At 34.3% G+C, this 24,528-nt stretch carries 32 protein-coding genes and 1 pseudogene; 13 read left to right on the top strand and 20 right to left on the bottom strand.

Annotation, left to right across the window (positions count from 1 at the left end):
• The first annotated feature begins 146 nt into the window (after positions 1-146).
• Positions 147-710: an alkyl hydroperoxide reductase subunit C gene (gene ahpC, locus CJF42_RS06170; protein ID WP_095365841.1), complete on the top strand. Its 564-nt coding sequence runs from the start codon at positions 147-149 to the stop codon at positions 708-710.
• A 123-nt stretch (positions 711-833) separates the two neighbouring features.
• Positions 834-2,399 (top strand): alkyl hydroperoxide reductase subunit F, encoded by a 1,566-nt coding sequence (gene ahpF, locus CJF42_RS06165; protein WP_095365840.1) that lies wholly within the window; start codon positions 834-836, stop codon positions 2,397-2,399.
• Positions 2,400-2,511: 112 nt separating this feature from the next.
• Here ahpF and CJF42_RS06160 read toward each other — a convergent pair whose 3' ends face one another.
• The 9 genes from CJF42_RS06160 to CJF42_RS06120 all read right to left on the bottom strand — a co-directional run bounded on the left by CJF42_RS06160 (position 2,512) and on the right by CJF42_RS06120 (position 6,186).
• Positions 2,512-2,991 carry a hypothetical protein gene (locus CJF42_RS06160; protein WP_095365839.1) on the bottom strand — a complete coding sequence of 160 codons (480 nt, stop codon included), beginning with the start codon at positions 2,989-2,991 and terminating at the stop codon, positions 2,512-2,514.
• 31 nt (positions 2,992-3,022) lie between these two features.
• Complete coding sequence (locus CJF42_RS06155) at positions 3,023-3,490, bottom strand: hypothetical protein (RefSeq protein WP_095365838.1); 468 nt, start codon at positions 3,488-3,490, stop codon at positions 3,023-3,025.
• 19 nt (positions 3,491-3,509) lie between these two features.
• Positions 3,510-3,746 (bottom strand): hypothetical protein, encoded by a 237-nt coding sequence (locus CJF42_RS06150; protein ID WP_095365837.1) that lies wholly within the window; start codon positions 3,744-3,746, stop codon positions 3,510-3,512.
• Entirely contained in the window at positions 3,743-3,967 is a 225-nt protein-coding gene (locus CJF42_RS06145; RefSeq protein ID WP_095365836.1) for a hypothetical protein, read from the bottom strand. The genes CJF42_RS06150 and CJF42_RS06145 overlap by 4 nt, the downstream gene beginning before the upstream one ends.
• 9 nt (positions 3,968-3,976) lie before the next feature.
• Positions 3,977-4,165: a hypothetical protein gene (locus CJF42_RS06140; RefSeq protein WP_095365835.1), complete on the bottom strand. Its 189-nt coding sequence runs from the start codon at positions 4,163-4,165 to the stop codon at positions 3,977-3,979.
• A 32-nt stretch (positions 4,166-4,197) separates the two neighbouring features.
• Complete coding sequence (locus tag CJF42_RS06135) at positions 4,198-4,509, bottom strand: helix-turn-helix domain-containing protein (protein ID WP_095365834.1); 312 nt, start codon at positions 4,507-4,509, stop codon at positions 4,198-4,200.
• Positions 4,510-4,581: 72 nt separating this feature from the next.
• The gene (locus CJF42_RS06130) at positions 4,582-4,917 is read right to left on the bottom strand and encodes a type II toxin-antitoxin system RelE/ParE family toxin (RefSeq protein ID WP_095365833.1); all 336 of its coding nucleotides are present in this window, start codon (positions 4,915-4,917) and stop codon (positions 4,582-4,584) included.
• 72 nt (positions 4,918-4,989) lie between these two features.
• Positions 4,990-5,778, bottom strand: coding sequence for a tyrosine-type recombinase/integrase (locus CJF42_RS06125; protein WP_095365832.1), 789 nt, complete (start codon positions 5,776-5,778; stop codon positions 4,990-4,992).
• Between the two features lie 138 nt (positions 5,779-5,916).
• Positions 5,917-6,186: a hypothetical protein gene (locus tag CJF42_RS06120; protein WP_141235493.1), complete on the bottom strand. Its 270-nt coding sequence runs from the start codon at positions 6,184-6,186 to the stop codon at positions 5,917-5,919.
• Between the two features lie 530 nt (positions 6,187-6,716).
• Here CJF42_RS06120 and CJF42_RS27270 point away from each other — a divergent pair.
• Both CJF42_RS27270 and CJF42_RS06105 read left to right on the top strand, forming a co-directional pair.
• Positions 6,717-6,866: a hypothetical protein gene (locus CJF42_RS27270; protein ID WP_170940486.1), complete on the top strand. Its 150-nt coding sequence runs from the start codon at positions 6,717-6,719 to the stop codon at positions 6,864-6,866.
• A 462-nt stretch (positions 6,867-7,328) separates the two neighbouring features.
• Complete coding sequence (locus CJF42_RS06105; RefSeq protein ID WP_095365830.1) at positions 7,329-7,520, top strand: hypothetical protein; 192 nt, start codon at positions 7,329-7,331, stop codon at positions 7,518-7,520.
• A 238-nt stretch (positions 7,521-7,758) separates the two neighbouring features.
• Here CJF42_RS06105 and CJF42_RS06100 read toward each other — a convergent pair whose 3' ends face one another.
• The gene (locus CJF42_RS06100) at positions 7,759-8,661 is read right to left on the bottom strand and encodes a LysR family transcriptional regulator (RefSeq protein WP_212668781.1); all 903 of its coding nucleotides are present in this window, start codon (positions 8,659-8,661) and stop codon (positions 7,759-7,761) included.
• Positions 8,662-8,777: 116 nt separating this feature from the next.
• Here CJF42_RS06100 and CJF42_RS06095 point away from each other — a divergent pair, with 116 nt between their 5' ends.
• The gene (locus tag CJF42_RS06095) at positions 8,778-9,245 is read left to right on the top strand and encodes an OsmC family protein (protein ID WP_095365828.1); all 468 of its coding nucleotides are present in this window, start codon (positions 8,778-8,780) and stop codon (positions 9,243-9,245) included.
• A 13-nt stretch (positions 9,246-9,258) separates the two neighbouring features.
• Here CJF42_RS06095 and CJF42_RS27265 read toward each other — a convergent pair whose 3' ends face one another.
• The 5 genes from CJF42_RS27265 to CJF42_RS06070 form a co-directional block, all read right to left on the bottom strand.
• Positions 9,259-9,465 carry a hypothetical protein gene (locus CJF42_RS27265; protein ID WP_095365827.1) on the bottom strand — a complete coding sequence of 69 codons (207 nt, stop codon included), beginning with the start codon at positions 9,463-9,465 and terminating at the stop codon, positions 9,259-9,261.
• Positions 9,466-9,794: 329 nt separating this feature from the next.
• Positions 9,795-11,087 carry a methyl-accepting chemotaxis protein gene (locus CJF42_RS06085; protein ID WP_095365826.1) on the bottom strand — a complete coding sequence of 431 codons (1,293 nt, stop codon included), beginning with the start codon at positions 11,085-11,087 and terminating at the stop codon, positions 9,795-9,797.
• 251 nt (positions 11,088-11,338) lie between these two features.
• Positions 11,339-11,818, bottom strand: coding sequence for a hypothetical protein (locus CJF42_RS06080; RefSeq protein WP_095365825.1), 480 nt, complete (start codon positions 11,816-11,818; stop codon positions 11,339-11,341).
• Positions 11,819-11,953: 135 nt separating this feature from the next.
• Positions 11,954-13,015 carry a hypothetical protein gene (locus tag CJF42_RS06075; protein ID WP_095365824.1) on the bottom strand — a complete coding sequence of 354 codons (1,062 nt, stop codon included), beginning with the start codon at positions 13,013-13,015 and terminating at the stop codon, positions 11,954-11,956.
• Between the two features lie 171 nt (positions 13,016-13,186).
• Complete coding sequence (locus CJF42_RS06070; protein ID WP_095365823.1) at positions 13,187-14,341, bottom strand: D-alanine--D-alanine ligase family protein; 1,155 nt, start codon at positions 14,339-14,341, stop codon at positions 13,187-13,189.
• A 605-nt stretch (positions 14,342-14,946) separates the two neighbouring features.
• Between CJF42_RS06070 and CJF42_RS27260 the strand changes: the two genes are divergently transcribed.
• Positions 14,947-15,123 carry a hypothetical protein gene (locus CJF42_RS27260; protein ID WP_170940498.1) on the top strand — a complete coding sequence of 59 codons (177 nt, stop codon included), beginning with the start codon at positions 14,947-14,949 and terminating at the stop codon, positions 15,121-15,123.
• Positions 15,124-15,581: 458 nt separating this feature from the next.
• Positions 15,582-16,124 (top strand): RNA polymerase sigma factor, encoded by a 543-nt coding sequence (locus CJF42_RS06060; protein WP_095365821.1) that lies wholly within the window; start codon positions 15,582-15,584, stop codon positions 16,122-16,124.
• 500 nt (positions 16,125-16,624) lie between these two features.
• Here CJF42_RS06060 and CJF42_RS06055 read toward each other — a convergent pair whose 3' ends face one another.
• Entirely contained in the window at positions 16,625-16,903 is a 279-nt protein-coding gene (locus tag CJF42_RS06055; RefSeq protein ID WP_095365820.1) for a helix-turn-helix domain-containing protein, read from the bottom strand.
• Between the two features lie 230 nt (positions 16,904-17,133).
• Between CJF42_RS06055 and CJF42_RS29010 the strand changes: the two genes are divergently transcribed.
• Positions 17,134-17,259, top strand: coding sequence for a hypothetical protein (locus CJF42_RS29010; protein ID WP_286203469.1), 126 nt, complete (start codon positions 17,134-17,136; stop codon positions 17,257-17,259).
• Here CJF42_RS29010 and CJF42_RS06050 read toward each other — a convergent pair.
• The 3 genes from CJF42_RS06050 to CJF42_RS06040 all read right to left on the bottom strand — a co-directional run bounded on the left by CJF42_RS06050 (position 17,204) and on the right by CJF42_RS06040 (position 21,804).
• Positions 17,204-18,430, bottom strand: a complete 1,227-nt coding sequence (locus CJF42_RS06050; RefSeq protein ID WP_095365819.1) for a type 1 periplasmic-binding domain-containing protein — start codon at positions 18,428-18,430, stop codon at positions 17,204-17,206. The two genes, CJF42_RS29010 and CJF42_RS06050, sit on opposite strands and share 56 nt — an antisense overlap.
• A gap of 24 nt (positions 18,431-18,454) precedes the next feature.
• Complete coding sequence (locus CJF42_RS06045) at positions 18,455-20,902, bottom strand: MFS transporter (protein ID WP_095365818.1); 2,448 nt, start codon at positions 20,900-20,902, stop codon at positions 18,455-18,457.
• 218 nt (positions 20,903-21,120) lie between these two features.
• Positions 21,121-21,804: a DUF2490 domain-containing protein gene (locus tag CJF42_RS06040; protein ID WP_095365817.1), complete on the bottom strand. Its 684-nt coding sequence runs from the start codon at positions 21,802-21,804 to the stop codon at positions 21,121-21,123.
• 201 nt (positions 21,805-22,005) lie between these two features.
• On the opposite strand from CJF42_RS06040, the gene CJF42_RS06035 reads away from it, so the two are divergent.
• The 3 genes from CJF42_RS06035 (at position 22,006) to CJF42_RS27255 (ending at position 23,441) form a co-directional block, all read left to right on the top strand.
• Positions 22,006-22,443 (top strand): DUF2589 domain-containing protein, encoded by a 438-nt coding sequence (locus tag CJF42_RS06035; protein ID WP_095365816.1) that lies wholly within the window; start codon positions 22,006-22,008, stop codon positions 22,441-22,443.
• Between the two features lie 31 nt (positions 22,444-22,474).
• Complete coding sequence (locus CJF42_RS06030) at positions 22,475-23,038, top strand: DUF2589 domain-containing protein (RefSeq protein ID WP_095365815.1); 564 nt, start codon at positions 22,475-22,477, stop codon at positions 23,036-23,038.
• 184 nt (positions 23,039-23,222) lie between these two features.
• A complete protein-coding gene (locus CJF42_RS27255; protein ID WP_095365814.1) occupies positions 23,223-23,441 on the top strand; it encodes a hypothetical protein in 219 nt (72 codons plus the stop codon).
• A 276-nt stretch (positions 23,442-23,717) separates the two neighbouring features.
• On the opposite strand, the pseudogene CJF42_RS06015 reads toward CJF42_RS27255, so the two are convergent.
• Positions 23,718-23,795 (bottom strand): annotated as a pseudogene (locus tag CJF42_RS06015) (Mobile element protein); the annotation flags it as partial.
• Between the two features lie 200 nt (positions 23,796-23,995).
• Between CJF42_RS06015 and CJF42_RS27250 the strand changes: the two are divergent.
• Both CJF42_RS27250 and CJF42_RS06010 read left to right on the top strand, forming a co-directional pair.
• Entirely contained in the window at positions 23,996-24,172 is a 177-nt protein-coding gene (locus CJF42_RS27250) for a hypothetical protein (RefSeq protein ID WP_170940497.1), read from the top strand.
• 36 nt (positions 24,173-24,208) lie between these two features.
• Positions 24,209-24,478, top strand: a complete 270-nt coding sequence (locus CJF42_RS06010; RefSeq protein WP_095365813.1) for a hypothetical protein — start codon at positions 24,209-24,211, stop codon at positions 24,476-24,478.
• Positions 24,479-24,528 lie beyond the last annotated feature (50 nt).

Below are 24,528 nucleotides of genomic sequence, written 5' to 3'. Positions count from 1 at the left end.
ATTAGTCGTTCAGTTTTTTAGAATATTAATATCAGTTTAATCAAATTTATTAATTTCTTCATTAAATCTAGTATACATCCATCGAAAGCAAACATGCTTTTTAAAAAACGAAAAAAATTTTACATTTAAATAAAGAGGAACACCCCATGGCTCAAATAGGCAAAACTATCCCAGAATTTAAAGCTCAAGCATTTCACAATGGCGAATTTGTTGAAGTAACAACTGATAGCGTGAAAGGTAAGTGGTCCATCTTTTTATTCTACCCAGCTGATTTCACATTTGTATGTCCAACAGAGTTAGAAGATATGGCAAATCAATATCAAACGTTACAAGAATTAGGTGTTGAAGTTTATGCAGTATCAACAGATACCCACTTTTCACATAAAGCATGGCATGACTCGTCAGATGCCATTGGTAAAATTAAATTTCCTATGATTGGCGACCAAACAGGACATATTACTCGCGGTTTTGATGTGATGATTGAAGAAGACCATATGGCACATCGCGGTACATTCTTAGCAGATCCTGATGGCGTAATTCAAGTTGCTCATATTCATGCTGGTGGCATTGGCAGAAGTGCAAAAGACATGGTTCGTAATGTAAAAGCTGCGCAATATGTTCGTGATAATGACGGTGAAGTATGCCCTGCAGCTTGGGAACAAGGCGAAGCAACATTAACGCCTAGCCTAGATTTAGTTGGCAAAATCTAACAACAGCTAAATAAAATGGCGGAATAACTTAAAACTTCCGCCTTAATTTTTTAATCAAATTCACTAGTTAAATTCACTGTATTTATAAGTTAAAACACTGAATTCAGTTATAAGGTTGCCCCTATGTTAAGTAACGATATTTTAAACGCATTAAAAAGTTATACCCAAAATATGACTAACAAGGTGTCACTAGTTTTACAAACTGGTGAACACACTAAACGACAAGAATTAAAAGATTTTTTATCACAGATAACGTCTGTTTCAGATAACTTATCATTAGTAGAACGTGATGATAATTTACGTAGTCCAATAACCTTTTATTTAGAAGTTGAAGGTAAGAATAATGGTATTCATTTTTCAGGTATCCCCAGTGGACACGAATTTAATTCGCTTATTTTAGCCATTTTACAATCGTCTGGCACAGAGCTAAAACTAGATAAAACCCTAACAAATATGGTTAAAAATATTTCTGATAAATTGCATTTTGAAGTATTTATATCCTTAAGCTGTCATAACTGCCCTGATGTTGTGCAATCACTCAATCAGTTTGCATTACTAAATAATACCATCAGCAGTGAAATGATAGATGGCGGCTTATTTAAAGAGTTAATCGATGAACGTAATATTCAAGGTGTGCCTAGCGTTTATTTAAACGGTGAATTATTTGCAAATGGTAAAATAGATACTGCTCAGTTAATTGATAAGCTGACCAAACGCTTTCCTTATATCCTAGAAAGTAAAAAAACAGAACAACTACCACTTCAAGACGTCACAGTGATAGGCGCCGGCCCTGCTGGTGTTGCGGCTGCAATTTATGCTGCACGAAAAGGTTTAAATGTTACTATGATTGCCGATCGTATTGGTGGCCAAGTAAAAGATACCGTTGGCATTGAAAACCTGATCTCTGTACCAAAAACGACAGGCACTGAACTAACAGGTAATATGCAAGCACACTTAAATGATTATGATATTACGATTAAAGAATTTTTACGTGTAGATAAAATTGAAAAAGATGTCGATATTACAAATGCACCAAAAAAACTTCACCTTTCAAGCGGAGAAATAATAGAAACTAAAACAGTGATTGTTGCCACAGGTGCAAAATGGCGTGAGCTAGGAGTACCAGGTGAGAGAGAAAACATAGGGTCAGGTGTCGCTTACTGCCCTCACTGTGATGGTCCATTTTTTAAAGGTAAAGATGTAGCAGTTGTCGGTGGTGGTAACTCAGGAATAGAAGCCGCACTTGATTTAGCGGGTATGGTAAACCATGTGACTGTATTGGAATTTTTACCTGAGCTAAAAGCCGATAAAGTGCTGGTAGAAAAAGCCATGGCGCACGAAAAAATTACGATTATAAAAAATGCTGCCACAAAAGAAGTGGTAGCAGTAAAGGGTAAAGTCGCAGCGATTGATTATGAAGATAGAATAACAGGTGAGCTTAAACGACAAGAACTAGCAGGTATATTTGTACAAATAGGTTTAATACCAAACAGTGAGTTTTTAAACGGTGTTGTTGAGCGAACTAAACATGGTGAAGTGATTATTGACGAAAAGTGTCATACAACAGAACCAGGTATATTTGCCGCTGGCGATGTTTCAACTGTACCATATAAACAAATTGTCATTGCCATGGGTGAAGGCGCAAAAGCATCACTTTCAGCATTCGATTACATTATAAGAGAAAGCTAAAAGTACTACGCATCTAAGCTAATTACAGTTTGATTAGCTTAGTGATTTCCCATTTCGGCTTACTGTATATGCCCAACTTAGATATTACAAACCTATGGTTTCCTATATTTAACTATTTAAAATTAGCCGCTTTTAGAATTCCCTGGCTTGTAACTTTTTGACAAAAATTTTCAACCTGTTGAAAAATTGGTTCAGCACTTTTATCAAATGAGTGAAGTTCTATAATGTAATATAAATTATGTAATATATTTTCAGCTTGGCTAGCATTAAGCTTTTCTTGTTCATTTAACCATTTCAAGGTATTAAATATAAGCTCTTCTATAGGGCGTATAATTTCTCCTGTACTCCCCTCTACCGGTCCTTGTTCGATAAGCCGACGGCTGAATTCATAGTTGTCTTTTAATACATCCAAATGAGAATTAAGAGATTGAAATAGTGATAAAGCTTCTTTAATTAAGTCAATATTTACTAATGAGTGTTGATTACCCACCCTATATAAGTAATAAACACTTCTTAGCTGCTCAATTAAGTCTTCGTTAGCCCGAATCTGATTTCTTTTTAAAATCTTACTAATAGTTTTTTCAAAAAACATGAAATTTTCCCTTATGTTTTTGTTTCGTTCATTAAGCTCTAAATGGTACTTCCTTTATTTTTTGCTCTGAGATTTCTAGTAGTTTGATAAACTCTTGAACATTTTCTTTTATCGCACCTGGTGTTTCATCTATTAAATTATCCATTAGTCTAATTAGTTTTTTGACTTTGAAACAATCGTAATTAACTGGATCATCTGAAGTACCATTATCAACACCTGAAAAATGCGAAGTATTTGACATTAAATACTCTACGTAAATACGAATGCTAGGATGCTTATTATTCTTAAATAAATAGCTTTGAAAACCCCACTTATCTAATCCCCGAATAGTAGATATAGCACTAGCGGTAAAACGCCAGTTGGTTTCTTGAGCTTCTATACTTTTTCTTATGAAATGTATGGTACTAAAGAAAATCATTTCATTTTGATTATGATTTCGCATAACAGAACCCACGTTATCCCAAAATCTATTTATTGCTCGAATAAAGTTATCTACCATGATTTTTTCCAATACCAGGTTATTTACTTGAGGTTCTGAATAACCGACTAAAGATATAAACAGTTATACCTGTAACAGCGATTATTAGACCCATAGATATAGTTGCTACACCTTTAAAAAACTCAGGTGGAATATAATTGGCGTTACTTACCGAAAAACCTTGAGAAAACGCCAAATCCATTGACCCATTCATCATTACTAAAAGCCCTACAAATAATAGAGCCAAGGCAATTTTTACCATTACCAATTCTTTCATAGTTTCTTGTTTCCTTTACAAGTTTCTTGGGTTCTATCTTTCCAAATTAAAGCAAATCCAATTACTACCAATAATGTAACAATAACGCCTTGATATATGATTGATAATGAATAAAACCAATCAATATTTTTGTTCAATAAGTAAGCTGAAAAAAATCCAAATAATGATAGTGATAGTGATAGTGCATATTTTGCATTTAATAATCTTTTAGTTAACGACATTATTTTTTCCTATCCGTTTAATTTAATGAGCTTACGCTCAACAGAGACAACAGCCAAATCACAATTGAACTCTATATCTGAACCTTGTTTTTGCGCAATAACAGCCATCGTTCTTGCCATGCACGATAAAACTTCACTGGTTCCAAGCTCGGCTAATGCAGCACCTATCTGATCGCAAAATTCGGTATTATCGGCCATGTTTGTTCCTTAATTCAGTTATTCCAATTTTCCTATTGGGCTTGGACGGATTCAACCGCCATAGTTAATTGGTTATTAGCAAAGGAAGGTTTAAAGCGAAAGCCTATGCGGTATAAGCAATTCATTAGCTTATCGATGCTGAATTTTTCAATGCGACCATTTACTAAGTCACTGACACGCGGCTGAGTTAGCCCCATTTGCTCCGCAGCAATCGCCTGTGACCATTTATTTGATTTAATAATGTCACGTATAGCAATCATCAAATCAGAGCGAGTTTGAAGGTCTGACGCTTCCGCGTTATCCTCTGTGATTGCTTCAAAGATATTGTTATATTCAAGAGTCATATTTATAAACCTTATTGATTAACTTATAAACATAATATATCAACTCTGATATATATACAAGTGTTGATATAATTATTTTTTGGTTTCTTTTTGCATAAGTTTGTAGCGCTTCTTGGCAGTGTCCATAGCTTGCTTATCAACGCCATTTGTTGTCTTAGTAAACGAGTGCAATATGAATACAGTGTCAGCAAATTTAGCGACATAGATTGTTCTATACGCTGGCCTGCCGTTTTCTATCAGCTCAACAGCGCCAATACCTACACTCTCTTTTAAGTGCTTAAATTTACTAAACGGCTCTTTGTTTTGGCATATAGCATTCAAATCATTGGCAAAGCGTTTTTGGATTTTATCTGGTAAAGCTAAAAACTCTTTCTTGGACTGGTTATTTATAAACTTAAATTTCTTCATTATTTTTTTATTCTCCTTAATTGTTAGTGTCAGTTTAAGTAACGGAGTGTCACACGAACTAGTACCAATCAATTAAGTTTTGTTAGGCTTGCGACCTCGTTTTTTAGGTCTTGGCATTATTTTTTTAGCGCACTCTCTAATATGATTAAAATTTACATCTGTATAGTCACGCTTTGATTCTGATGAACGATGATGTAATAAGTTCTGTAATATACGTTCTGCATCGGGATTGTTTTTCTTCTCAAGTAGCTTTTGTGCAAATCTTGAAAAACTGTGCCGCCCACCGTGGCTACTGGTTCTAGGAAATCCATAATCTTTATAAAGCTTGGTTAGTAAGTTCTGTACGGCAGTAGCAACTAAATACTCTTTCCCCTTACTAATCTTGCGAGTTAGAGAAAAATTTTGCCAAGTTCCACGCCAGTTACTAAGAAAAACATTGCTATCAGGATCTAAGCCCATGTAATCTTTTGACCCTGACTTATCCGTGCAAATATTATATTTTACTCTGGCCTCAAGCCATTTATTTAGCATTTCTCTTTGTTCGATCACAACCACGGGTGCTATTATCGGATATTTGCCTTTAGTAGCTTCCTTGCGTAGTTTTGTCATTTGGCAGATCGTTCCAGTGCGCGAGAGACATTCTTTGACCTTCCATTGACTTACTTCAACAGCTCTGAAACAAGAAAAATAAGTCATGAGCATCATACATTGGTTGCGTAATGCAATCAGCGCATCAACGTTTTCATTATCAAGACGCTCAATCAAGTCCAAGAATTCTTCAGGACTGAGGACTTCAGGTTGTTTTACAGTTCGCATTTCGGGTATATTCCATACCCATTTATATGCTAAATCATCACTCATAAATTTATATAGTAAACTTAGGTTTCCTATATGGTAGCATGAAAATAATACAATGCGCTACAAGCGCTTAATTTACTAGGGTGATAGGAAACGACTATTGAGTACCAGGCAATAAAAAAGCTCCCGAAGGAGCTTAGATTAATGCTGTAAACGAATAATACGTTTTACAATGGATTGTGGAGCTTCGAAACTTCCTATCAATATATCACCGTCAAACAGTTTATATGTAGCCTTTTCAAGCGGTGTAGACTCGTTAGCCACTTTAACAACTAACTGACTCATCACCAAACTAACCAAATTCCTCAGGCTTTTATCAATATTAATAGTGTGACTTAGACCCGCTTTATCTAGTTCTTCTGACATCGCTGAAGTATAGATTTGTGCATTCATATAGTGGAATACAATCATATTTCCAGATAAAACTCCTACAATTAAAAATCACATTTAATCTACATAGCAACTTTTTTAATTCCATGAGATGGACTCCACCTTTTGAATTGAAAAAATCTATGTTTCTTGTATAAATTTATTAGCGATACCTCTCCTAAAATAAATTGAATAAACAGTTAAACTATTTATTTCTAAGTGTCTATTTTTTATCACGATCTCTATAATTTCAGCGAGGTGTTCATTTTCACTAAAACCATAAAATAGTACTTTTGAATTTTCTATATCTTTAATGGTTCTCAATCGTGGAAGGAAATTAAGCGAGCCTATAATTTTTGCTTCAATTTTATAAGTATTTTAAACAAGAGTATGATGAACATTTGTTTGAAGTTTCATATATACCCAAACCACTTCAAGATGCAGGATTCAGTTGGAATTAGAAATGCTTTAGGCAAGGCATTGATTGAAGAACATGGTTATTCCCTTTTCAAAATCAATAACGCTGCATAAAGCATTTATAAACCAACCTTACAGGGACTTCTGAGCAAATCATGCTCGTTGTTGCCTGCATGGATGTAGGTACTAGAGCAATGCAGGAGCATATTGCCGGTCCATCTTTTTTTAAGGGAGTAACCATTAATGCAAAGATGCGCCTAGATCATGAATTGCTCAGCAGTCCTGAACCTCACATCTTGAAGTGACTTGGGTATAGACTAATCTCACGCCCCATGCTGATGCGAAAAACAGTATCAAAAATAGCTTAAAGGTCGCTATATGTTAGCTGATTAACGGATCAATAATCCTCAACTTCATACAACGCACATAATTAACACACAAAACAAGAGTATAAATATATACCCATGCTACATGGAAATGCACGGGGTATATTTAGTCAATGTAATAAAAAGGTGCCTATCAATATCATTTATTGCGCCTTTATATTTAATCATCGCAATACTTTTAGATAAATGCATTATGGGCCTTGATAAATGTAATTACCTTAACTATTGCGTTATACACAAAAAATATGAGGTCTGTAACAACAATGGAACAAAACGTTGATAATTATCTAAATTCAGAGGTATTCATTACTGATTCAAAAGCGGCGAAATTAACCAGAAACAATAAAATAATGAGAAATCTTAAAAATAGGAGTGACAGCAATGTCGTGGAATCAATATAATACACAATTGCTGCTTGCGGACAATTTAATTAAAGAACTACAACAAACAATAGTGCAAGCGCGAGACTTACAATATCAAACTATCACACTACCGCTTGAGGAAATTGATTTGTTATTACATAAAATTGATGAGCTGCAGCAAGAAGTTGTAGGACACACAACAGCTAGTTAATACTTCTGCGTTTTATATTTATGTAGGTATTAAAGCCACAATCCAAGTGAATTGATATGACAGCGCGCGTATTAATAAGATATGCTCAATAATGTCACTGGTTATTTAATCTGTAGTCGTGAAACAGCTAAACCCATATCTACACAAAATAAAACGACTAATTCAGATATTGACCTGAGTTAATAAACTATACCTTTAGTTGAATATCTGAGCGAGAGGTTAAATATAAACGTTATTTCTAATCACATATTTTCTCTGATAGCCAATCTGAAAAAAGCATAAATGATGCGTTTTTCCATGAACGATTCGGAGCAACGAGATAATAATTGTAAGCCGTACTTAACGTATCATCGTTGAGTTTACATAATTGGCCAGATGCAATGTCATCTTTGGCCAATAAATGCCACGCCAGCGCAATACCTTGTTTAAATTTAGCTGTTGTTAATGCCATATAAACATGGCTAAACCACATTTGATTTAATTCTTTGGGTTTCTCAATATCAAAATATTTAAACCAATCTCCCCAAGAAACGCCACCGGGCTCATCTTCAATCCCCGCTTTATAAATGAGCAGTTGATGCTCTTTTAATAACGTCGACAGTTGAGTATTATCAATGCCTCTCACTAAGTCTGGATGACAAACAGGATAAACCGTCTCATTACATAATAATTTAGCTTCACAACCTGGGTAATCACCTGCTCCAAAATGAATATGCCCATCATATTGTTCCGAGTTAAAATCAGCTAATTGGTCTAAAGCGATTAACTCCAGTTCAATATGCGGATAATTATTAATAAACTCATGTAAGCGAGGCATAAGCCATAATTGGCAAAGAGAGGGTATCACAGCAATAAAGAGTCTTTCTTTTTTACTAGAAAATTGGCTTTGAATAATGCCATGCTGAATATTTCTCACACCAGATGTAGCATGTTGTTTTAGTGTTTCTCCTGCTAAGGTTAATCTCACGCCCTTTGACTGACGATAGAATAAGGTGACTGCCATTTGGCTTTCTAATAGTTTCATTTGGTGACTTACTGCACTTGGAGTTATATGCAGTATTTCAGCAGCTCTTGTAAAACTCAGTTCTTTCGCGATAACAGTAAAAGTATGTATCGCAGAAAATGAAATATTATTACTCATAGTGATGTGAGCCATCCTCATATCTTATTGAAATATTATCGCTTTAATAAAACTTCAGAGTCAAGCCATAATACAGATTAAGACAGTAATAATGATATTAACTAATCGAGATAAACATGTCACAATACACAGCTGAAATTTTATGGCAACGAGATGAACAAGAGCTATTTATTGACTATAAATACAGTCGATCACATCAATGGAATTTTGATGGTGGGGCAAGTATCGCGGCATCTTCATCACCTAGTATCGTACCATTGCCGTATTCTATTGAAGAAAATGTTGATCCTGAAGAGGCTTTCATTGCCTCTCTTTCTAGCTGCCATATGCTATTTTTCTTACAACTTGCTGCTAAGAAAGGATTCATAGTAGATAAATATGTTGATCAAGCAATGGGGGTTATGGGCAAGGATAACCAGGGAAAAATGAGCATGCTAAAGGTGACGCTTCGACCACATGTTCAATTTTCAGATGATAAACATCCCACTAAAACACAGCTAGAAAAACTGCATCATCAATCGCATGAGCAATGCTTTATAGCAAATTCAGTTAAAACCCAAATCATGACAGAAATTATCTTTTAAAAGCTTTAAGGATTTATATGTTAAAAATGTGTGTCTTAATTGTGGTTGAGATTTTACTTATATACCCAAGCCACTTCAAGATGTGAGGTTCAGGACTGCTGAGCAATTCATGATCTAGGCGCATCTTTGCATTAATGGTTACTCCCTTAAAAAAAGATGGACCGGCAATATGCTCCTGCATTGCTCTAGTACCTACATCCATGCAGGCAACAACGAGCATGATTTGCTCAGATGTCCCTGTAAGGTTGGTTTATAAATACTTTATGCAGCGTTATTGATTTTGAAAAGGGAATAACCATGTTCTTCAATCAATACCTTGCCTAAAGCATTTCTAATTCCAACTGAATCCTGCATCTTGAAGTGGTTTGGGTATAGACCAATCAGGTCCGCTGTCGCACACCAAACGGAGCTCAGTCTAAAACATCAAGCTACATTAATCAAAAAACGAATACAAAACTGAGCACGAAATAAATCGGTAAATTATCAAACTCAATAAAAGACATTCCCCTTGAAAATCGATATTTGAATAATCTACTATTAAGGGGAAAATCACGTATTTAACTCTCCAACCGTTTGTGTCACATTTTCTGCACCATTATATATTTCATCCATTACGGCTGTTATTTGAGTGATTTTATCTGTCCCTTCAATAGTTATATCTGAAATGTCAGACATCGACTGCATAACACCAGAAGTAATTGCTTGATTACTCGATACAACATTCTCTATTTCAGTCGTAGATTGGGCCGTTTTTGCAGCTAACATTCTTACTTCATCAGCAACAACAGCGAAGCCTCTTCCGTTTTGTCCTGCACGCGCAGCTTCAATTGCGGCATTGAGTGCCAATAGATTAGTTTGTTCTGCAATCGCTTTAATTGTGCTGACTATATTACCTATATCACTCGAACATTTATTTAATTCAGTTGTTTGAACAACCGCTTCTTTTACATTTGAATTAATTAATTTAGAAACATGAACGCAGTCTACCAATAAATCAGATCCTTGCTTCGCTATTTGAGCCGTTTCTACTGCTGTACTATGTGCAACTTCAGAGGCTCTAGCAACAGCGTCATTACGCTGGATCTGTTCAGTAACATTAGTTGCAAACTTAATAACTTTAATTACTTGACGACTAGCGTTAAAAATAGGGTTATAAGTCGCTTCGAGCCAAAGATCTTGTCCTGATTTTGTTTTACGATGAAACAGTCCAACTTTGGGTTGCCCTAGCGCCATATCACCCCAAAAGTTAGGTATATCAATATAAAAATTTTCATGACAAAAAATACGATGATGATTACCTTTTATCTCATTGAGAGAATAACCAACTGTGTTTAAAAAATTGCCATTTGCTGTAATAATTTCGCCCTGAGGGGTAAATTCAATGATAGCTAAAGAACGATCAAGTGCTTCTAATATGCTATTTTGTGCAATACTCTCCTGATACTTTACTGTAACATCACTCGCTATTTTAATTATCTTAACCACTTTCTCATCTTGTATTATTGGAAAATAGGTTGCTTCAAGCCATATTTCATGACCTTGTTTATGTACTCGTTGAAATTGGCCTGTTTGCATTTTTCCATTCGCTAGATCTCTCCAGAATTGTGTATACTCTTTACTAGCCACATAGTTAGGAAAACAAACAGTTGAATGATGCTCATATTGAACTTCATTAATTGAATAACCAATGATATCGAGAAAAAGTGAATTAGCCGTTAATATATGTCCATCAGGAGTGAATTCGATCATAGGGATAGAACGATTGATAGCATCAAATTGACTTGAACTTATCACTAATTCCTCAGAAAGCTGTTTTATTTTTTTATTTTTTTTATTGAACATAACAATAACGACCTTTATTTTTTGTGATAATTTTACTTATACAACATTGACGTTCACTGTGCCAATCTGTGATAAAAACCATAGTGAATTTGTATATTTATACGCTTTTTTTATGTGGTAGTTATGTGCTTTATGTGAAAATGAGGATTATTGTTCCATTAATAAACTAACATATAGTGGCGGATAGCAGGTTGAGATAATGATTACCTGCTAAAAGTGCTGAAAATGTTTTGATACTGTTATCTAAAGTGCTATTTTAAATCTTGTTTTGGTAGTAATGGTTCGCCTATTTCACATTCAATTTCATCAAAAACAACCTTACCTCTTGCACCTGAACGTACTTTAAATTTTTGAATAAAAATAATAGGATAGCTATCACCACTATCTAACTTTAATATGATCGCATCTTGTTGCTTCGTTCTAGATAATTTAATTACACCAGTATAAACGATACCACAAGCTTTAACCTCTCCTCTTTCATATAATTTTTTATAATTCTGCCCTAGATTATGAATATATTTAGTGGGATTTTCGGTATACTTTTCAAGGCTAAATTTTGCTTCTACTATGCGATTGTCTGAATTAATATGAACAGATGCAGGGTATGCGTATTTATGTTTTTCAATAGACATGCACGTCGGTGGCATTAAAGCATTTAAAATTTTCTTATAATGAGGGCTAAGAATCACGTCATCCTTACCCTCAACTTTATGATTTTTCACTTCAGTCATACAAATTAATCCTTATAGCACGCAAATTTTTCAGTGATTAACTGCTATTTCACAATAATAAAAACGAAATAGTTGCTAATCGTCATTCCACAGAGTTGTGTTATTTATAAGACGTTCAATAAAATATTATGTGATTCATTTTTTTATCATTTTATTTAGCATATTTTCTAAATAATTAAAAAAGCTATCAAGGTTATAACCAACTAAAAATGCTAAAACGAAAAAAGTCAAATGGTTATTATCTGATATAACAAGTGTTTCAAAAAAAATTAACTTACTAGACATCGCTGTTATCCCTCCTAAAAAAATTTGTAAATTACAATACCAATAGGAACGTTTTATTAAATTATGGCTATTGTATTGTTGATATATATCTCTAAGTACTTTTATAAATGCTCCTAAAGAGCCGTATAAAATGGGTAAAATATAATCTTCTATCAATGATAAAATATATTTGGCTGAGATATTATTAAGGAAGTAAATATTTCTAGATTCTTTTAATGCCCGCTCTAAAATTAAATTGCTTTTAATTAATTGATTTTTAGCATTTTCTTGTTTTTCATAATAAACAGCATTATCATAAATGGAAAACTTAGGTGTAAATGGTATCCCAAATCGCCATATCAAATTCCATTGCATTAATATTTCTCTATTTGCATCAAACTGCTCATCTAACAGATCAATAGAATTATTAATCTTGCGATAATCTATATTTTCATTAATAGATACCTGCATTCTTTTTAGTAAATTTATTTTTTTGAGTAAGTCTATTTTCATATCGTTTCGTTGTTTAAATAACACATTATTTTTGCTAACAACATCATTTCCAATTAGGTAATAACTTTGAACGATCAGTATAAAAAAAACCCATAAACAAGCGCTAATGCCAAATACTTTCATATGCTGTTGTAAAATTTTTTTATATAGTTGTTTTTTTCCAAATGCAAAATTAGGAGATAAACCAATATATTGTTTTATATGAGCAAGATCAGTTCCTAGTTCAGATAAAATATTTGCCATGCTACTCCAAAGAGCAAGTTCATCACTCGCATCGAAATTAGCGCCGTCATAATATTTACTACGTAACTTTAAAAGTAGGTTTAGATCCAACTTGATAATTTCGGTCATATCAGTTTTACCAAGATAAGCCGCTATTATCTCAATATCTTTCAATGCGACTTCAAGTTCGGTGCTCATTATTATCCCCTCCTAAAATTAATTCCTATAAAGACTCTGGATATATTCACATCAGCATTTAAAGTGGGATTCAAAGTCAATAAATTATCATTAATGAAATAAAACGCAGAATCTTTGATTTGATTACAGTGATAAGTAAGTAAACCGACAAAAATAAATGAATCGATAATTCTAAATAGCGTTCAAACGTGCCAACCATTGTTCGCCCCACTGCGCTAAATAATGTTCAACAGCATTAGCGACCTGGCTGACAATAAAGTGATCATAACTAATACCCACTTCACTTAATCCTAAAGCCAACAAACTCGTTTTTTCTATTGAATGAATAATGTCTGGCTTGGGATTTGCCTCTAACACATGTAATTTTCCAACTTCATCTTGGCGTAAGTCAATTCTAATTAACCCTTTCAAATTTAATTTAGTATAAAGTTTACAAGCTATACTATTAAGTTCTTTCAGAGTGTCACTATCATTATTGGGATCGAGTTTTATAATGCGCTGCGCACTGATAGGTTCTCTATCTATAGAGGTAAATATTGATATACCTGGCTGAAGTTTTCGCTCAAACTGGGCAAAACAAAATGGCTTTTCAATTCGATTTAGCTGTATATTTTCATCCTTCAAACCACTGCAAATAAGTCGCCCTGTTACAGCAACAGAAAATTCTCTCCCAGGTAAATACTCTTCAACCAATACCCAGTCTTTAGTGGTGTCATGAACCTCTTTAACAAGATTTAAAACCATTCTAGAGTCATATGCAATACTGACCATATTAGACGCTCTTCCTGTCCCCGGCTTGATCACAAAAGGCCCTTTATGATGTAAAAAAGACCTAATATTAGTATGCTTTTTCAATGTGTGATTTATAAACTGCTCTCCATTCCACAACACAGCTTCGGGCACTTTAAGCCCTAATACTTTACAGAAATTTTTAAAATAAGGTTTATAATCAAGAATACAGGTAGTTAAAGGACGATGACCGACATACGCAACTCCTTGCGATTCACAAACTGCGGCAGCATGGCACATACTATCATGCCCTTGTAAACCACCAGAATTTAACCAAGCTAAATTTATTTTATAAAGCTTTAGTTTTCTGGCGAGATCAGCATTTTCTTCTAATAGTCTTACTTGTATAAATCCAATATTTTTCAAAGCTCGTGCAATATCTTCAGCGCCTGTTTTATAACTTTTCCAATTTCTTGGATTATTTGTTCTGTATTGCACATTACCTGAAACCTGAGGATCACCTGAAAAAATCACAGCCACCGGTGTCTGCCGCACCTGATTTAATAGTTTAGATAATTCTTGAATAGATACTTGCATCACATTACTCCAAATAAGGTGAATATACTAAGCTTAAAGCATGGTTAATTATTCTTATGCCATCTTATTTTTTTCTATCTTGAGAGTGTAAAATTTATACGCGCATTGTATTTATTTTGATAAAAAGCTCCATTAAACACCCTTTCAATTGCCCTCCCACAATCTTTTATTAGCGTTTTAATATAAATACTCATTTGATGATTCAGTTTTAATAAATATATTTACTAAATCTTAAATAAGTTGCGATATCGGTTTTCATATTTAAATTGAATACACAAGTATTAATAAGCTAAAAAACTAAGATTCTTGGTAAGAGTGTATAAATGAAAAACATTATAAAGACGTATTCGATTAGTCTTATGTGAACAATTATCGTAAAAAAGAAGAAATCGCAAAACTAACTTAATAAAACGGTATGGTTTATCAATTAAAAAATAACAACGAAACCATAAAAGTCGAAGATATATACCCAAACCACTTCAAGATGCAGGATTCAGTTGGAATTAGAAATGCTTTAGGCAAGGCATTGATTGAAGAACATGGTTATTCCCTTTTCAAAATCAATAACGCTATAAACCAACCTTACAGGGACTTCTGAGCAAATCATGCTCGTTGTTGCCTGCATGGATGTAGGTACTAGAGCAATGCAGGAGCATATTGCCGGTCCATCTTTTTTTAAGGGAGTAACCATTAATGCAAAGATGCGCCTAGATCATGAATTGCTCAGCAGTCCTGAACCTCACATCTTGAAGTGGCTTGGGCATACACCTAACCGAGTTTAACGTTTCAAAGTAGCAAAAGCTGAATCTTTTTGGTTTTTTATTCAAGTAAGGACTTTTAATTGCTATTTATTAACAATTTTTAGCTTTATCGTTTAATAATACGATTTATTAAAGCTGTTTTAGCTCATTTTAATCGCTCACAATATTTCTCTTCCTTATTATTCTTTAGAAAGTACTTAATAGATCAAACTATGGAGATTGAACTGTGGCATTTAATTATGTCGCATTAAAAATACAATTATAAAACAACAACCTAATTTTTTTTTATAAAAATCAATTTAATTTCATAAACTCCACATTTACCCCACAATTTAATTCTAGTCTTACTTTTATGGAAAAAAACAACATATTTTCAGCGCCACAAATAAAAAAACAATAAATTTTTAGTACCTAAATTTTCACATAATCATTTGCTTCACGTCATTAGTTTAATTCAACTACATAAGGAATTTTATATAATGACAAATATTAAAAATAAGGACGGTTTTTGGGATGAATGGATAAAGTATGAAGACACTTTAAAAAAACAATGTTTGAAATATCTAAAATACAAAAAACATGATGCAGAAGACGCAATGAGCACCGCAGCTATTAAAGCATATAATAATTATGATAAGGTAACTATCCGTGACATAAAGCCTTGGCTATGCAAAATTATTTATAATACATGCATGGATTTTTATAGACAAAATGCCAAGGTAGTAACAAACTATTTTAGCGGTGAAAGCAAGGTGAATAATATTTACGATTTACAGATAATAACGAGCGAAAAAAATTTAGTAGAAAAAAAGGTCCAATCAGATAGACTATCTAAACACTTACAAATAAAGATAAAAAATTTAAATTTAATAGAAAGAGAAATATTACATCGCAGGGTGAACGAAAATCGATCTCACGAAAGCATAGCTAAGATTATGGATATTTCAGCTACTTCATCAAGGAAATACTATCAATTGGCAAAGAAAACCTTACGAGATACCTTTGACCATACAGCCTTTTAAAATAAAAAATTATTAAACAAATTGTCTAAAGTTGTTTACTTAAAAATTGAATGTAAAATGACTGCTAATATGTTGTGGTTAATTCAACTTTAGACTTATTTACACCATATTTGTAAGTTTAATATATACCCGTCACCATTAAAAATACGGGTTTTAAAACCTGAAAGTTGTCATTAATCCAACTATCGAGTGTGTTAGCAGTTTTGAGCAATGTGCTCCTAAAAAAAGTCACTAATTCGCTATCGAAATTCTTTTATCGAGCTAAAGCCCCCACCATTAACTGCATATTTACTCGCCATTTCCTACATATTTATTCATCGCTTTCCAAAATCGCTTTTACGTACTATGCTCATAAAATTAACGATTGACTCCCCGTTAACTGTTTTTTCATATTCTTTGATAACCGCATTTCCCAAATGGCCTAATTCAATATCACCAATAAGATTAATGCGAGAACGGCTGCCAGTTGTTTTTATCGCTTTATCATCATTTTTTCTTATCTAACCTGCTGTGATTTTGGTTGCTTGCGCTAGGTGAACTGCATCCATGAATAATATATGTTCATCTGGTGCTACCGTTGATTTAAGCTGCTCGTAAAAAGCAATAAATTCGGCTTGTTTTTCTGCATCAAATTTATGAGGGACGCCTTTGGCTTTTTTATAGCTGAACTTATGTTGATGTACCTCTTGATTCAATCCGGAGATAGTATAACTGGTGCCAAATGTTTCTTTAATATAAATGGCTATTTGATGTGTGTGAAGATAAGTGATATCGAACAATACAGGTTTTGCAACATTTTAAAAGCTCGTGTCATTTAAGTTTGGGCGACTCCACATTTATTTTTCCCCCAAGGTATATACCCAAACCACTTCAAGATGCAGGATTCAGTTGGAAGTAGAAATACTTTAGGCTAGGCATTGATTGAAGAACATGGTTATTCCCTTTTCAAAATCAATAACGCTGCATAAAGTATTTATAAACCAACCTTACAGGGACTTCTGAGCAAATCATGCTCGTTGTTCCATCTTTTTTTAAGGGAGTAACCATTAATGCAAAGATGCGCCTAGATCATGAATTGCTCAGCAGTCCTGAACCTCACATCTTGAAGTGGCTTGGGTATATCCATCTATTCTAACCGCCTCCCCTTTATGATTGTAAATCACTACGGCATCTTCAAAAAATTTAAACGGCAGTTTTAATGATGTGTTTTCAGGCATACGGCTAAAATTAATTGAAATATCAGGTGTATCTACGATCCCTATCGGCAAAGTCTGTGGGATAGCTTTTTTTTGTAATATTCTAGCGCCATAGTCAGCGGCTAGTTTGGCGTTAGTTTTAAAGCTAACACCAATAGCCATCAATACACTAGAAAGTCCAGAAGTAACATGACTAGGCGTAACACTTAATACAGGTAAAGCCATGGCATTTTTATTTATGCGATCTATATTTTCAAATAATTCAGTACTGCCAGTGATCAAAAATATACTGTCACCAGGTTTTTGGGATCCCTCAATGAATTTTTTCATTTGTGGAGCAAGGCCATCATTGACTTTATTTAAGTCGACTTCTATTAATGTCAATTCAATATTATCACTATGCTCTAGGTAATTAATCAGAGGGGATACCTGAGTTTGAATTGAACTGGGATTATTTATATCATAAATGATAGCTATTCGTGATAGGCCAATAAGGAACTTTTCTTTAAAGTAATCTATTTGGGTACTAACATCAATATTAAGTGAGGTATAGGCAATATTACTTTGGCTCATGCCTATTTTCCCATCGACCTGATACAAGGATACAGGATCTTTACTGCACACCGAAACAACTGGCAATTTACCCGTGCTGTAATAATCAAACATAAAAGCTGTGGTGCTTGACCCTACAGAAAAAATGAGATCGACCCCTAAATTTTCAGCAATATCAATAATCACTTTTGCTTGATCTTTATCTTGCTGATAGTTAAGCAACGTATAACTCACATTCAATCCCTGACTAGCGAACTGCTCGATAATAGTTTTAGTCGCAATATCATAGGCCGTTGACCACTTAGGGGATAAAATAAGTACCTTGAATCCAACATCATCAGCGGTTGAGATCGCCGTCGGTATAATATGGTTTTTAAATAACGTTAGCGGCTCGCTCCATTCTTTTGACTCCTCCATGCACTGATGCTCAGAAAGTTGTAGTCGTTGACAAAATTCACTTGCTGGAGTGATATCAGCATAGGCCTTCATAGCAAAGATCATAAACACCGGTATCATTAGCCAAATTGTTTGGTTTAAAAACTTAGTTGATTTACGCATTAGGGTTACTCTCTGTAATTACTGTTACTTTTTAAGTTTTTTATTAAATGAAATATTCGGCCAGATGAAAATTATCCCGCATACGATAATAGAAAAACCGACTAGAACGAGTAATTCAATATTCATTGTGCCATCGTGATTCACGAGAATTAAAGAGGCTAATACAGGACCAGCGATACATCCTAGTCTTTCTAAAAATCGATATGTAGCGGCTGTAGTCGCTTGACCAACAAGCAATGCAGATTTTGAACGAACAACATGAGTGACAATCGGTGCATGAATCAATCCATGTGCTATACCTATCAGCAACACAGACACTAATATTACAGCAGTCAATTTAAAACTTTTCCCCACTAGCATTTCTTGATGAGTCGCTAACTGCCCAAGCATACCTAGCATAATCAGTCCAAGACCACTTCCCAGACAGCCTAAAAATAACATTAGCGAAACATAATTTAAAAACCCACCAAATTTACTTATCATTATCGTAGATATTAATACCCCAAAATAATAAAAAACTAATATTTGGCCAATGGTGTCTATATCAAATCCAAACGCTTTAAGCAGGAGTGGTATCATAAACATCAGTACGCCAACATAAACAGCTTTAGTTGGAAAACCAATCAATATGACCGATTTATACAAGTCTAAATCGCTGAAAAGTTTTATAAATTTATATCGCTTAGGCATTTTTACTTGATTGGATACATCTCGTTGAATAAGTGCTCCTGTTTTATGAACAGGATCCAAGTCTGTGATCATCATAAAACAGTAAATACAATTGATTGTTCCTATGGTAGCACCAATCAAAAATACCGAAGATTCACCTAGCATTGGCATAAGAAGTGCGCCTATAGTGACCCCCGATATAGTACTCATGTTAAATCCTATCACCAGCTGTTCTGTCGCCTGTAAATTTTGCAGACGTAGTAAATAACTCTGTACTGCAATAAGCAATATACCTTGTCCAAAACCACTGAGCCCTCGTAGCACTATGATAGATAAAGGATCATAAATAAATGCAATGCCCCCAATGCCAATGACCGACAAAATCAATCCCGTGAGCATCATGTTACGTAAACTATAATTTTCAGCGCAGCGTCCAGCAGGGATCAAGATAATCGCAAAACAAATAAAATAAACAGCAAAAACGCTAGATACTGAAAAATCGGCGTCAACAAAGCGAGATGATAAATAAGCGGGTAAAAAGGATAAATTAATCGCCTCCATCAGTACCCCAAGTGCAAATACTGGCCGAATAAGCGTTAATAGTTCTGCATTATCTACTTTTTCTTTAACTAAACGGTCTTTTATATCCCCCTTGCTGGTGTTGCAGTTGTTTGATCTGTTTCTGGTATTTTGTATCGACACCAAAACATCAAAAAACAAACTTAACAGTAACACTGCCGCGATAAGCAATACCAATATATTACGTGCTGCCCGCCATAATTTAGTTAATACTCGAGACCACGGCGTTTTTATCACAATTTGATATGTTGAACCCACTAGGTCTAAACAAATAGAAATATATTGACTGTGCTGTGCTTCACTTGACAGTGATGAACACACTAAACTCTCTTTACTTTTGTATTCATTCTGATGACTTTCAGTCACACTACTACTACTGATTTTGCTATTATTAAGCAAGTAAATGTGGCTAATATCAGGGTTTTTAAGTCGATATTCTAAAAGTAGTTCATCGAAACCACTCAAATCGCTATCAAGATCAAAGCCTAAAGTCAGAGGTATAGACAAGCGGGCTTCAAGTGAACGCGCAAGAGAATTAGACTGAGCTTTAATACCTGCCGTATATAGGTTTATCAAACTATTAATGATCAAGCAACCGACCAATAAAAGTGCTAAGTGATAAAGGCCTTGTTGCATCAACTTAGCATATTTGATCTTCAGATGTTGATTGAAACAAATAATGAAAGGGAACAGTACGCACAATACCAATGATAGTATGATCACCGAACGAAATTGTGCATTAATGGCTTGCTTAAAAAAACCGTGTTCAGGTGTGATCACAAGTTGTGCTACTTGACCAATTTTATCTGCTAAACCCAAAGTAATCTGATAATGGTCATCAAAGTCTGACTCTATTAGCAAGCCTTGCCAATCTATCGTTAAAACACGCTGTAAATCTTTATCAGTCATGTTGCAAGTCAAAATTAATGCATCATGATGTTGAGCCTGTTGATCATGCAGTATGATAATCTGAGCATTAGCAATTTGATCACTTTGTTCAGCTAGATTATCAGCCAGCTGATTAAAACCTTTAAACTCTACAGGTATACCCAGCTTCAGATTGGTTTCGATTGAATTTTTTAATAATTGTGCCTGATTACATGCATCAGTTAACAACAATGAAGGCATTACCCTGTATGATTCACCAACACCGATAAACAATAACAAACCCATAGAAAGCGTCATAATAATTTGCAGTGACAATATTTGTTTAATTTTTTGCATTTTTCACCTAATCATCAGTATTATTTCTATGCTAAAAATCTGCGACCACAGCGTTGAAAAGCACTGTTGATTAAGGTATTTACTTGAGCTTGACTATGAAATGCCGCAGTTTAATTTAAGTAATAAACTCTTTTTAATATGCGTAAACCAAAATATTCTAATTTAAAAAAAACCGATAAATAAACACTTTAGTTTTGCTAATTGGCACATTAATCTCGCTAAAATGACAAATTTAGCCCCAAAATATGGTTATAGTTCTTGTCTTCTTTATTGGATCTTTTGAGCATGTAAAATACATTGAGGTTATAATCTTCCGTTAATTTAAATTTGAGGCCTAGCGGTACAAATCGATATTGTTCAAGTTGTGTATTATCGTATTTGATTACATTGATTAATTCATGACTAACAAACATTGATTTTAAATAGCGATTATTGGTGAATTTTTTAGTCAACATTAAACGTTGCCTCAAACGTTTTTTATCGCTTGCTCCCGATTGAGTGATGAGTTCAAGACGATTACGTAAAGAAAGTTTATACAAATTATCATTATCAACAAAAAAGTTTGGAGTAAACTCAATTTCCCAGCGATTTAAATTATTATGATGACCATCATTCCCCCGTATATTGATAAACTTATAAGCCCCACCAATTTTGAGATAATCATTGAGTTTGTGACGCAATATAGGTCCTAAAAAAAAGCCAGTCACATCACTCACGTCTTTACTTATGCGCATTTCTTTGTACAAAGTCACTTGTGAGGCCTTATCTTCACTTTGCCAAACCTTATTATTTGCTGAAAGCCAAAGCTGTTTATCATCTGCAAAACTAGATAATGAAGTGAATGTAATAAAAAAGATTATATATCGATTAAAATTTACTGAAATAAATATATTTTTTGCCATCTTAGCTGCCCTTTGCTCTGTTCAATATCATGTATATGTCGTATTGAATGCTCAAATGTGACTTTTTGTTGTGTATTGACAAGTATCAAGACAGCGAACATGAAACTTTGTGAATAAAAATATCACATAACCTGATGTTGTACGTCTTTGTATTAATTTGGTTAAAGTTAAAAAAATTACATCAATGTTTAGGAGAAACATATGGGATACAAAAGTCTAGGTGACTTAACTAAGTCTATTTCAATGGCGGTTTCACAAGCTCAGGATACTGTCAACAACCAATATTTTAAAAGTCTTGCACAGCATTTCGATACACAAATCATAGATGAAGAAGAAGTTTTGGTAGCTAAGATGTTGAAAATAAAATTATCTAACGATGATACATCAGAGCATATTGAAATGCCTTCATTTAGTCTTGCCCCAACAAACGGTTTAGATATCGAGCGCGTAGAAGTTGAATTAGACGCAAATATTGTAGCACTGGAAGAGCGCACTAAAGACGAATCTGACGTCATGCTTGATGTTTGCAAAAATGATGATAATAACAATTCAGTCAAAGTTAAAATTGTTATTAAAAAAGGTGAGACACCTGAAGCGATGATCCGCTTAAAAGACAGTGCTAACAAATATTTACCTTAATTTTAATTGACAATTACTCTTGGAGTTTTTTATGCCAACCACATCAAAAATATTACGGGCACTGCCCATGTCAAAATTGATTTCTTCACCGTTAACATCAACAATTCAAGCACAATGCGATATGTCAAATTCATTAATTAAATACATTCATAAAATGGGTTTTAACAAGGGAAAAACTCGCACGATTGATTTTCAATTAGAAAGACCTGTAACACTAGATGGTATGAGTACCTCAACTGAAAAAGTAGATGTATCTGTACCACTACTTTCGTTTGTACCAACACCAAATTTAATGATAAATAATGTATCAATTGAATTTAGCCTGCAGGTTACTGAACAAAAAAGTGATAAAAGTGCTAAAAATATCAACCCAAAATCAGCCTTAACACAAGATCAAGTCACAGAAGAACAAGTAGCAGAAGAAGGTGAACTTATGGGCAGACTTGTTTCCCACTCTGAAAAAAACAGGCAAGCTAATAGTTCAGCCAATTATTCAGTATCAATTCAAGCAGTTCAACAACAACAAAGTGAAGGTTGGTCTAAGCTTCAAGATTTATTATGCTCGGTAATAGAACCCAAAAGTAGTAATTATTAACAATATAGTTCGACCTAGTAATATAATGAATATACCCAAACCACTTCAAGATGCAGGATTCAGTTGGAATTAGAAATACTTTAGGCAAGGCATTGATTGAAGAACATGGTTATTCCCTTTTCAAAATCAATAACGCTGCATAAAGTATTTATAAACCAACCTTACAGGGACTTCTGAGCAAATCATGCTCGTTGTTCCATCTTTTTTTAAGGGAGTAACCATTAATGCAAAGATGCGCCTAGATCATGAATTGCTCAGCAGTCCTGAACCTCTCATCTTGAAGTGGCTTGGGTATAGAGCACCGATTAGTTTAAAATACGAACACCAGAATGGTCCAAAAATCACACAGGCAAGGGGTATTAGTGAATGGAATAGCGGGCTATTTCGAGCTGATACAACGTAGCATGTGTGATTTTTGGCCATTCCCTGCGGGTGAGGCTAAAATTTCCGTATACTGCGTTAAATTTTCTTGATGGAGAATAACTAGACCTACAAAAATTTTCCTAGTCTACGAAAATTTTGGCTCTCGCTGGTGACTATATTTTGAACTGATCGGTGCTCTAGGTCGGGCTATAAGTTTAGCACTACATAATAACTTATAAGTCCGTGACAAAAGTAAGTGACCACTGTCCTACATTTAAAATGTTTTTACCAAGTAAAGCTGTACATTTCAACGTACACGACGAACACAACGAGAAATACAGTGGTAGTATTTGGTATCCGTTAAACTCACTTGCCTTTGACGTGCTATTCCCATGGTTGTTTACCTATCTTTTAAGCTGATTAATAAAAGATAGGCCACATATACCCAAACCACTTCAAGATGCAGGATTCAGTTGGAATTAGAAATACTTTAGGCAAGGCATTGATTGAAGAACATGGTTATTCCCTTTTCAAAATCAATAACGCTGCATAAAGTATTTATAAACCAACCTTACAGGGACTTCTGAGCAAATCATGCTCGTTGTTCCATCTTTTTTTAAGGGAGTAACCATTAATGCAAAGATGCGCCTAGATCATGAATTGCTCAGCAGTCCTGAACCTCACATCTTGAAGTGGCTTGGGTATATACGCTTTGTGCCTGTCAAAACAGGTCATCATCAAGCCATTTTAGCCCTGCATCGTGATCGCTAACGTTTAATTGAGCAACGCACTGCCTGTATTAATCAAATGCGTAGTTTATTGCTTAAGTTTGGTGTTGTGATTGATAAATCGTATAAAACATTTAAAGCGACGTTAACGGCCTTACTAGATGAAGGTATTCATGCTGCCATTACCCATATGCTTCGCGATGCCATAGACGAACTTACGAGTTTAGATAAAAAACTTAAACGAGTAGAGCGAGAATTTATACACTACAATGACCAAAGTTTCTCCGCGAAAGTTAAATTACCGCCAGCAGAGCCGGTGGCTTATTTGATTACGCCCTCGAAAGGCTAAAGTTAACGCCAAGGCCTATTAAATTCTAAATTTCAGTTGATCTCGATGCT

This window comes from Pseudoalteromonas sp. NBT06-2 (genome assembly GCF_002276045.1).
Lineage (GTDB): Bacteria > Pseudomonadota > Gammaproteobacteria > Enterobacterales > Alteromonadaceae > Pseudoalteromonas.
This window is presented reverse-complemented; position numbering and strand designations above follow the sequence as displayed.

Coding starts and splice junctions, on each gene's coding strand:
- CJF42_RS06160 (WP_095365839.1), bottom strand. CDS start 2,991: ATGTTTTTTGAAAAAACTATTAGTAAGATTTTAAAAAGAAATCAGATT.
- CJF42_RS27270 (WP_170940486.1), top strand. CDS start 6,717: ATGCTCGTTGTTGCCTGCATGGATGTAGGTACTAGAGCAATGCAGGAG.
- CJF42_RS06045 (WP_095365818.1), bottom strand. CDS start 20,902: ATGCAAAAAATTAAACAAATATTGTCACTGCAAATTATTATGACGCTT.
- CJF42_RS06120 (WP_141235493.1), bottom strand. CDS start 6,186: ATGATTGTATTCCACTATATGAATGCACAAATCTATACTTCAGCGATG.
- CJF42_RS06060 (WP_095365821.1), top strand. CDS start 15,582: ATGACAAATATTAAAAATAAGGACGGTTTTTGGGATGAATGGATAAAG.
- CJF42_RS06095 (WP_095365828.1), top strand. CDS start 8,778: ATGTCACAATACACAGCTGAAATTTTATGGCAACGAGATGAACAAGAG.
- CJF42_RS06070 (WP_095365823.1), bottom strand. CDS start 14,341: ATGCAAGTATCTATTCAAGAATTATCTAAACTATTAAATCAGGTGCGG.
- CJF42_RS06030 (WP_095365815.1), top strand. CDS start 22,475: ATGCCAACCACATCAAAAATATTACGGGCACTGCCCATGTCAAAATTG.
- CJF42_RS06105 (WP_095365830.1), top strand. CDS start 7,329: ATGTCGTGGAATCAATATAATACACAATTGCTGCTTGCGGACAATTTA.
- CJF42_RS06075 (WP_095365824.1), bottom strand. CDS start 13,015: ATGAGCACCGAACTTGAAGTCGCATTGAAAGATATTGAGATAATAGCG.
- CJF42_RS06010 (WP_095365813.1), top strand. CDS start 24,209: ATGCGTAGTTTATTGCTTAAGTTTGGTGTTGTGATTGATAAATCGTAT.
- CJF42_RS06035 (WP_095365816.1), top strand. CDS start 22,006: ATGGGATACAAAAGTCTAGGTGACTTAACTAAGTCTATTTCAATGGCG.
- CJF42_RS06080 (WP_095365825.1), bottom strand. CDS start 11,818: ATGACTGAAGTGAAAAATCATAAAGTTGAGGGTAAGGATGACGTGATT.
- CJF42_RS06150 (WP_095365837.1), bottom strand. CDS start 3,746: ATGAAAGAATTGGTAATGGTAAAAATTGCCTTGGCTCTATTATTTGTA.
- ahpC (WP_095365841.1), top strand. CDS start 147: ATGGCTCAAATAGGCAAAACTATCCCAGAATTTAAAGCTCAAGCATTT.
- CJF42_RS06050 (WP_095365819.1), bottom strand. CDS start 18,430: ATGCGTAAATCAACTAAGTTTTTAAACCAAACAATTTGGCTAATGATA.
- CJF42_RS06125 (WP_095365832.1), bottom strand. CDS start 5,778: ATGAGTGATGATTTAGCATATAAATGGGTATGGAATATACCCGAAATG.
- CJF42_RS06040 (WP_095365817.1), bottom strand. CDS start 21,804: ATGGCAAAAAATATATTTATTTCAGTAAATTTTAATCGATATATAATC.
- CJF42_RS06135 (WP_095365834.1), bottom strand. CDS start 4,509: ATGACTCTTGAATATAACAATATCTTTGAAGCAATCACAGAGGATAAC.
- ahpF (WP_095365840.1), top strand. CDS start 834: ATGTTAAGTAACGATATTTTAAACGCATTAAAAAGTTATACCCAAAAT.
- CJF42_RS06130 (WP_095365833.1), bottom strand. CDS start 4,917: ATGAAGAAATTTAAGTTTATAAATAACCAGTCCAAGAAAGAGTTTTTA.
- CJF42_RS27265 (WP_095365827.1), bottom strand. CDS start 9,465: ATGCTCGTTGTTGCCTGCATGGATGTAGGTACTAGAGCAATGCAGGAG.
- CJF42_RS06140 (WP_095365835.1), bottom strand. CDS start 4,165: ATGGCCGATAATACCGAATTTTGCGATCAGATAGGTGCTGCATTAGCC.
- CJF42_RS27260 (WP_170940498.1), top strand. CDS start 14,947: ATGCTCGTTGTTGCCTGCATGGATGTAGGTACTAGAGCAATGCAGGAG.
- CJF42_RS06085 (WP_095365826.1), bottom strand. CDS start 11,087: ATGTTCAATAAAAAAAATAAAAAAATAAAACAGCTTTCTGAGGAATTA.
- CJF42_RS06100 (WP_212668781.1), bottom strand. CDS start 8,661: ATGAGTAATAATATTTCATTTTCTGCGATACATACTTTTACTGTTATC.
- CJF42_RS29010 (WP_286203469.1), top strand. CDS start 17,134: ATGCTCGTTGTTCCATCTTTTTTTAAGGGAGTAACCATTAATGCAAAG.
- CJF42_RS27250 (WP_170940497.1), top strand. CDS start 23,996: ATGCTCGTTGTTCCATCTTTTTTTAAGGGAGTAACCATTAATGCAAAG.
- CJF42_RS06145 (WP_095365836.1), bottom strand. CDS start 3,967: ATGTCGTTAACTAAAAGATTATTAAATGCAAAATATGCACTATCACTA.
- CJF42_RS06155 (WP_095365838.1), bottom strand. CDS start 3,490: ATGGTAGATAACTTTATTCGAGCAATAAATAGATTTTGGGATAACGTG.
- CJF42_RS27255 (WP_095365814.1), top strand. CDS start 23,223: ATGCTCGTTGTTCCATCTTTTTTTAAGGGAGTAACCATTAATGCAAAG.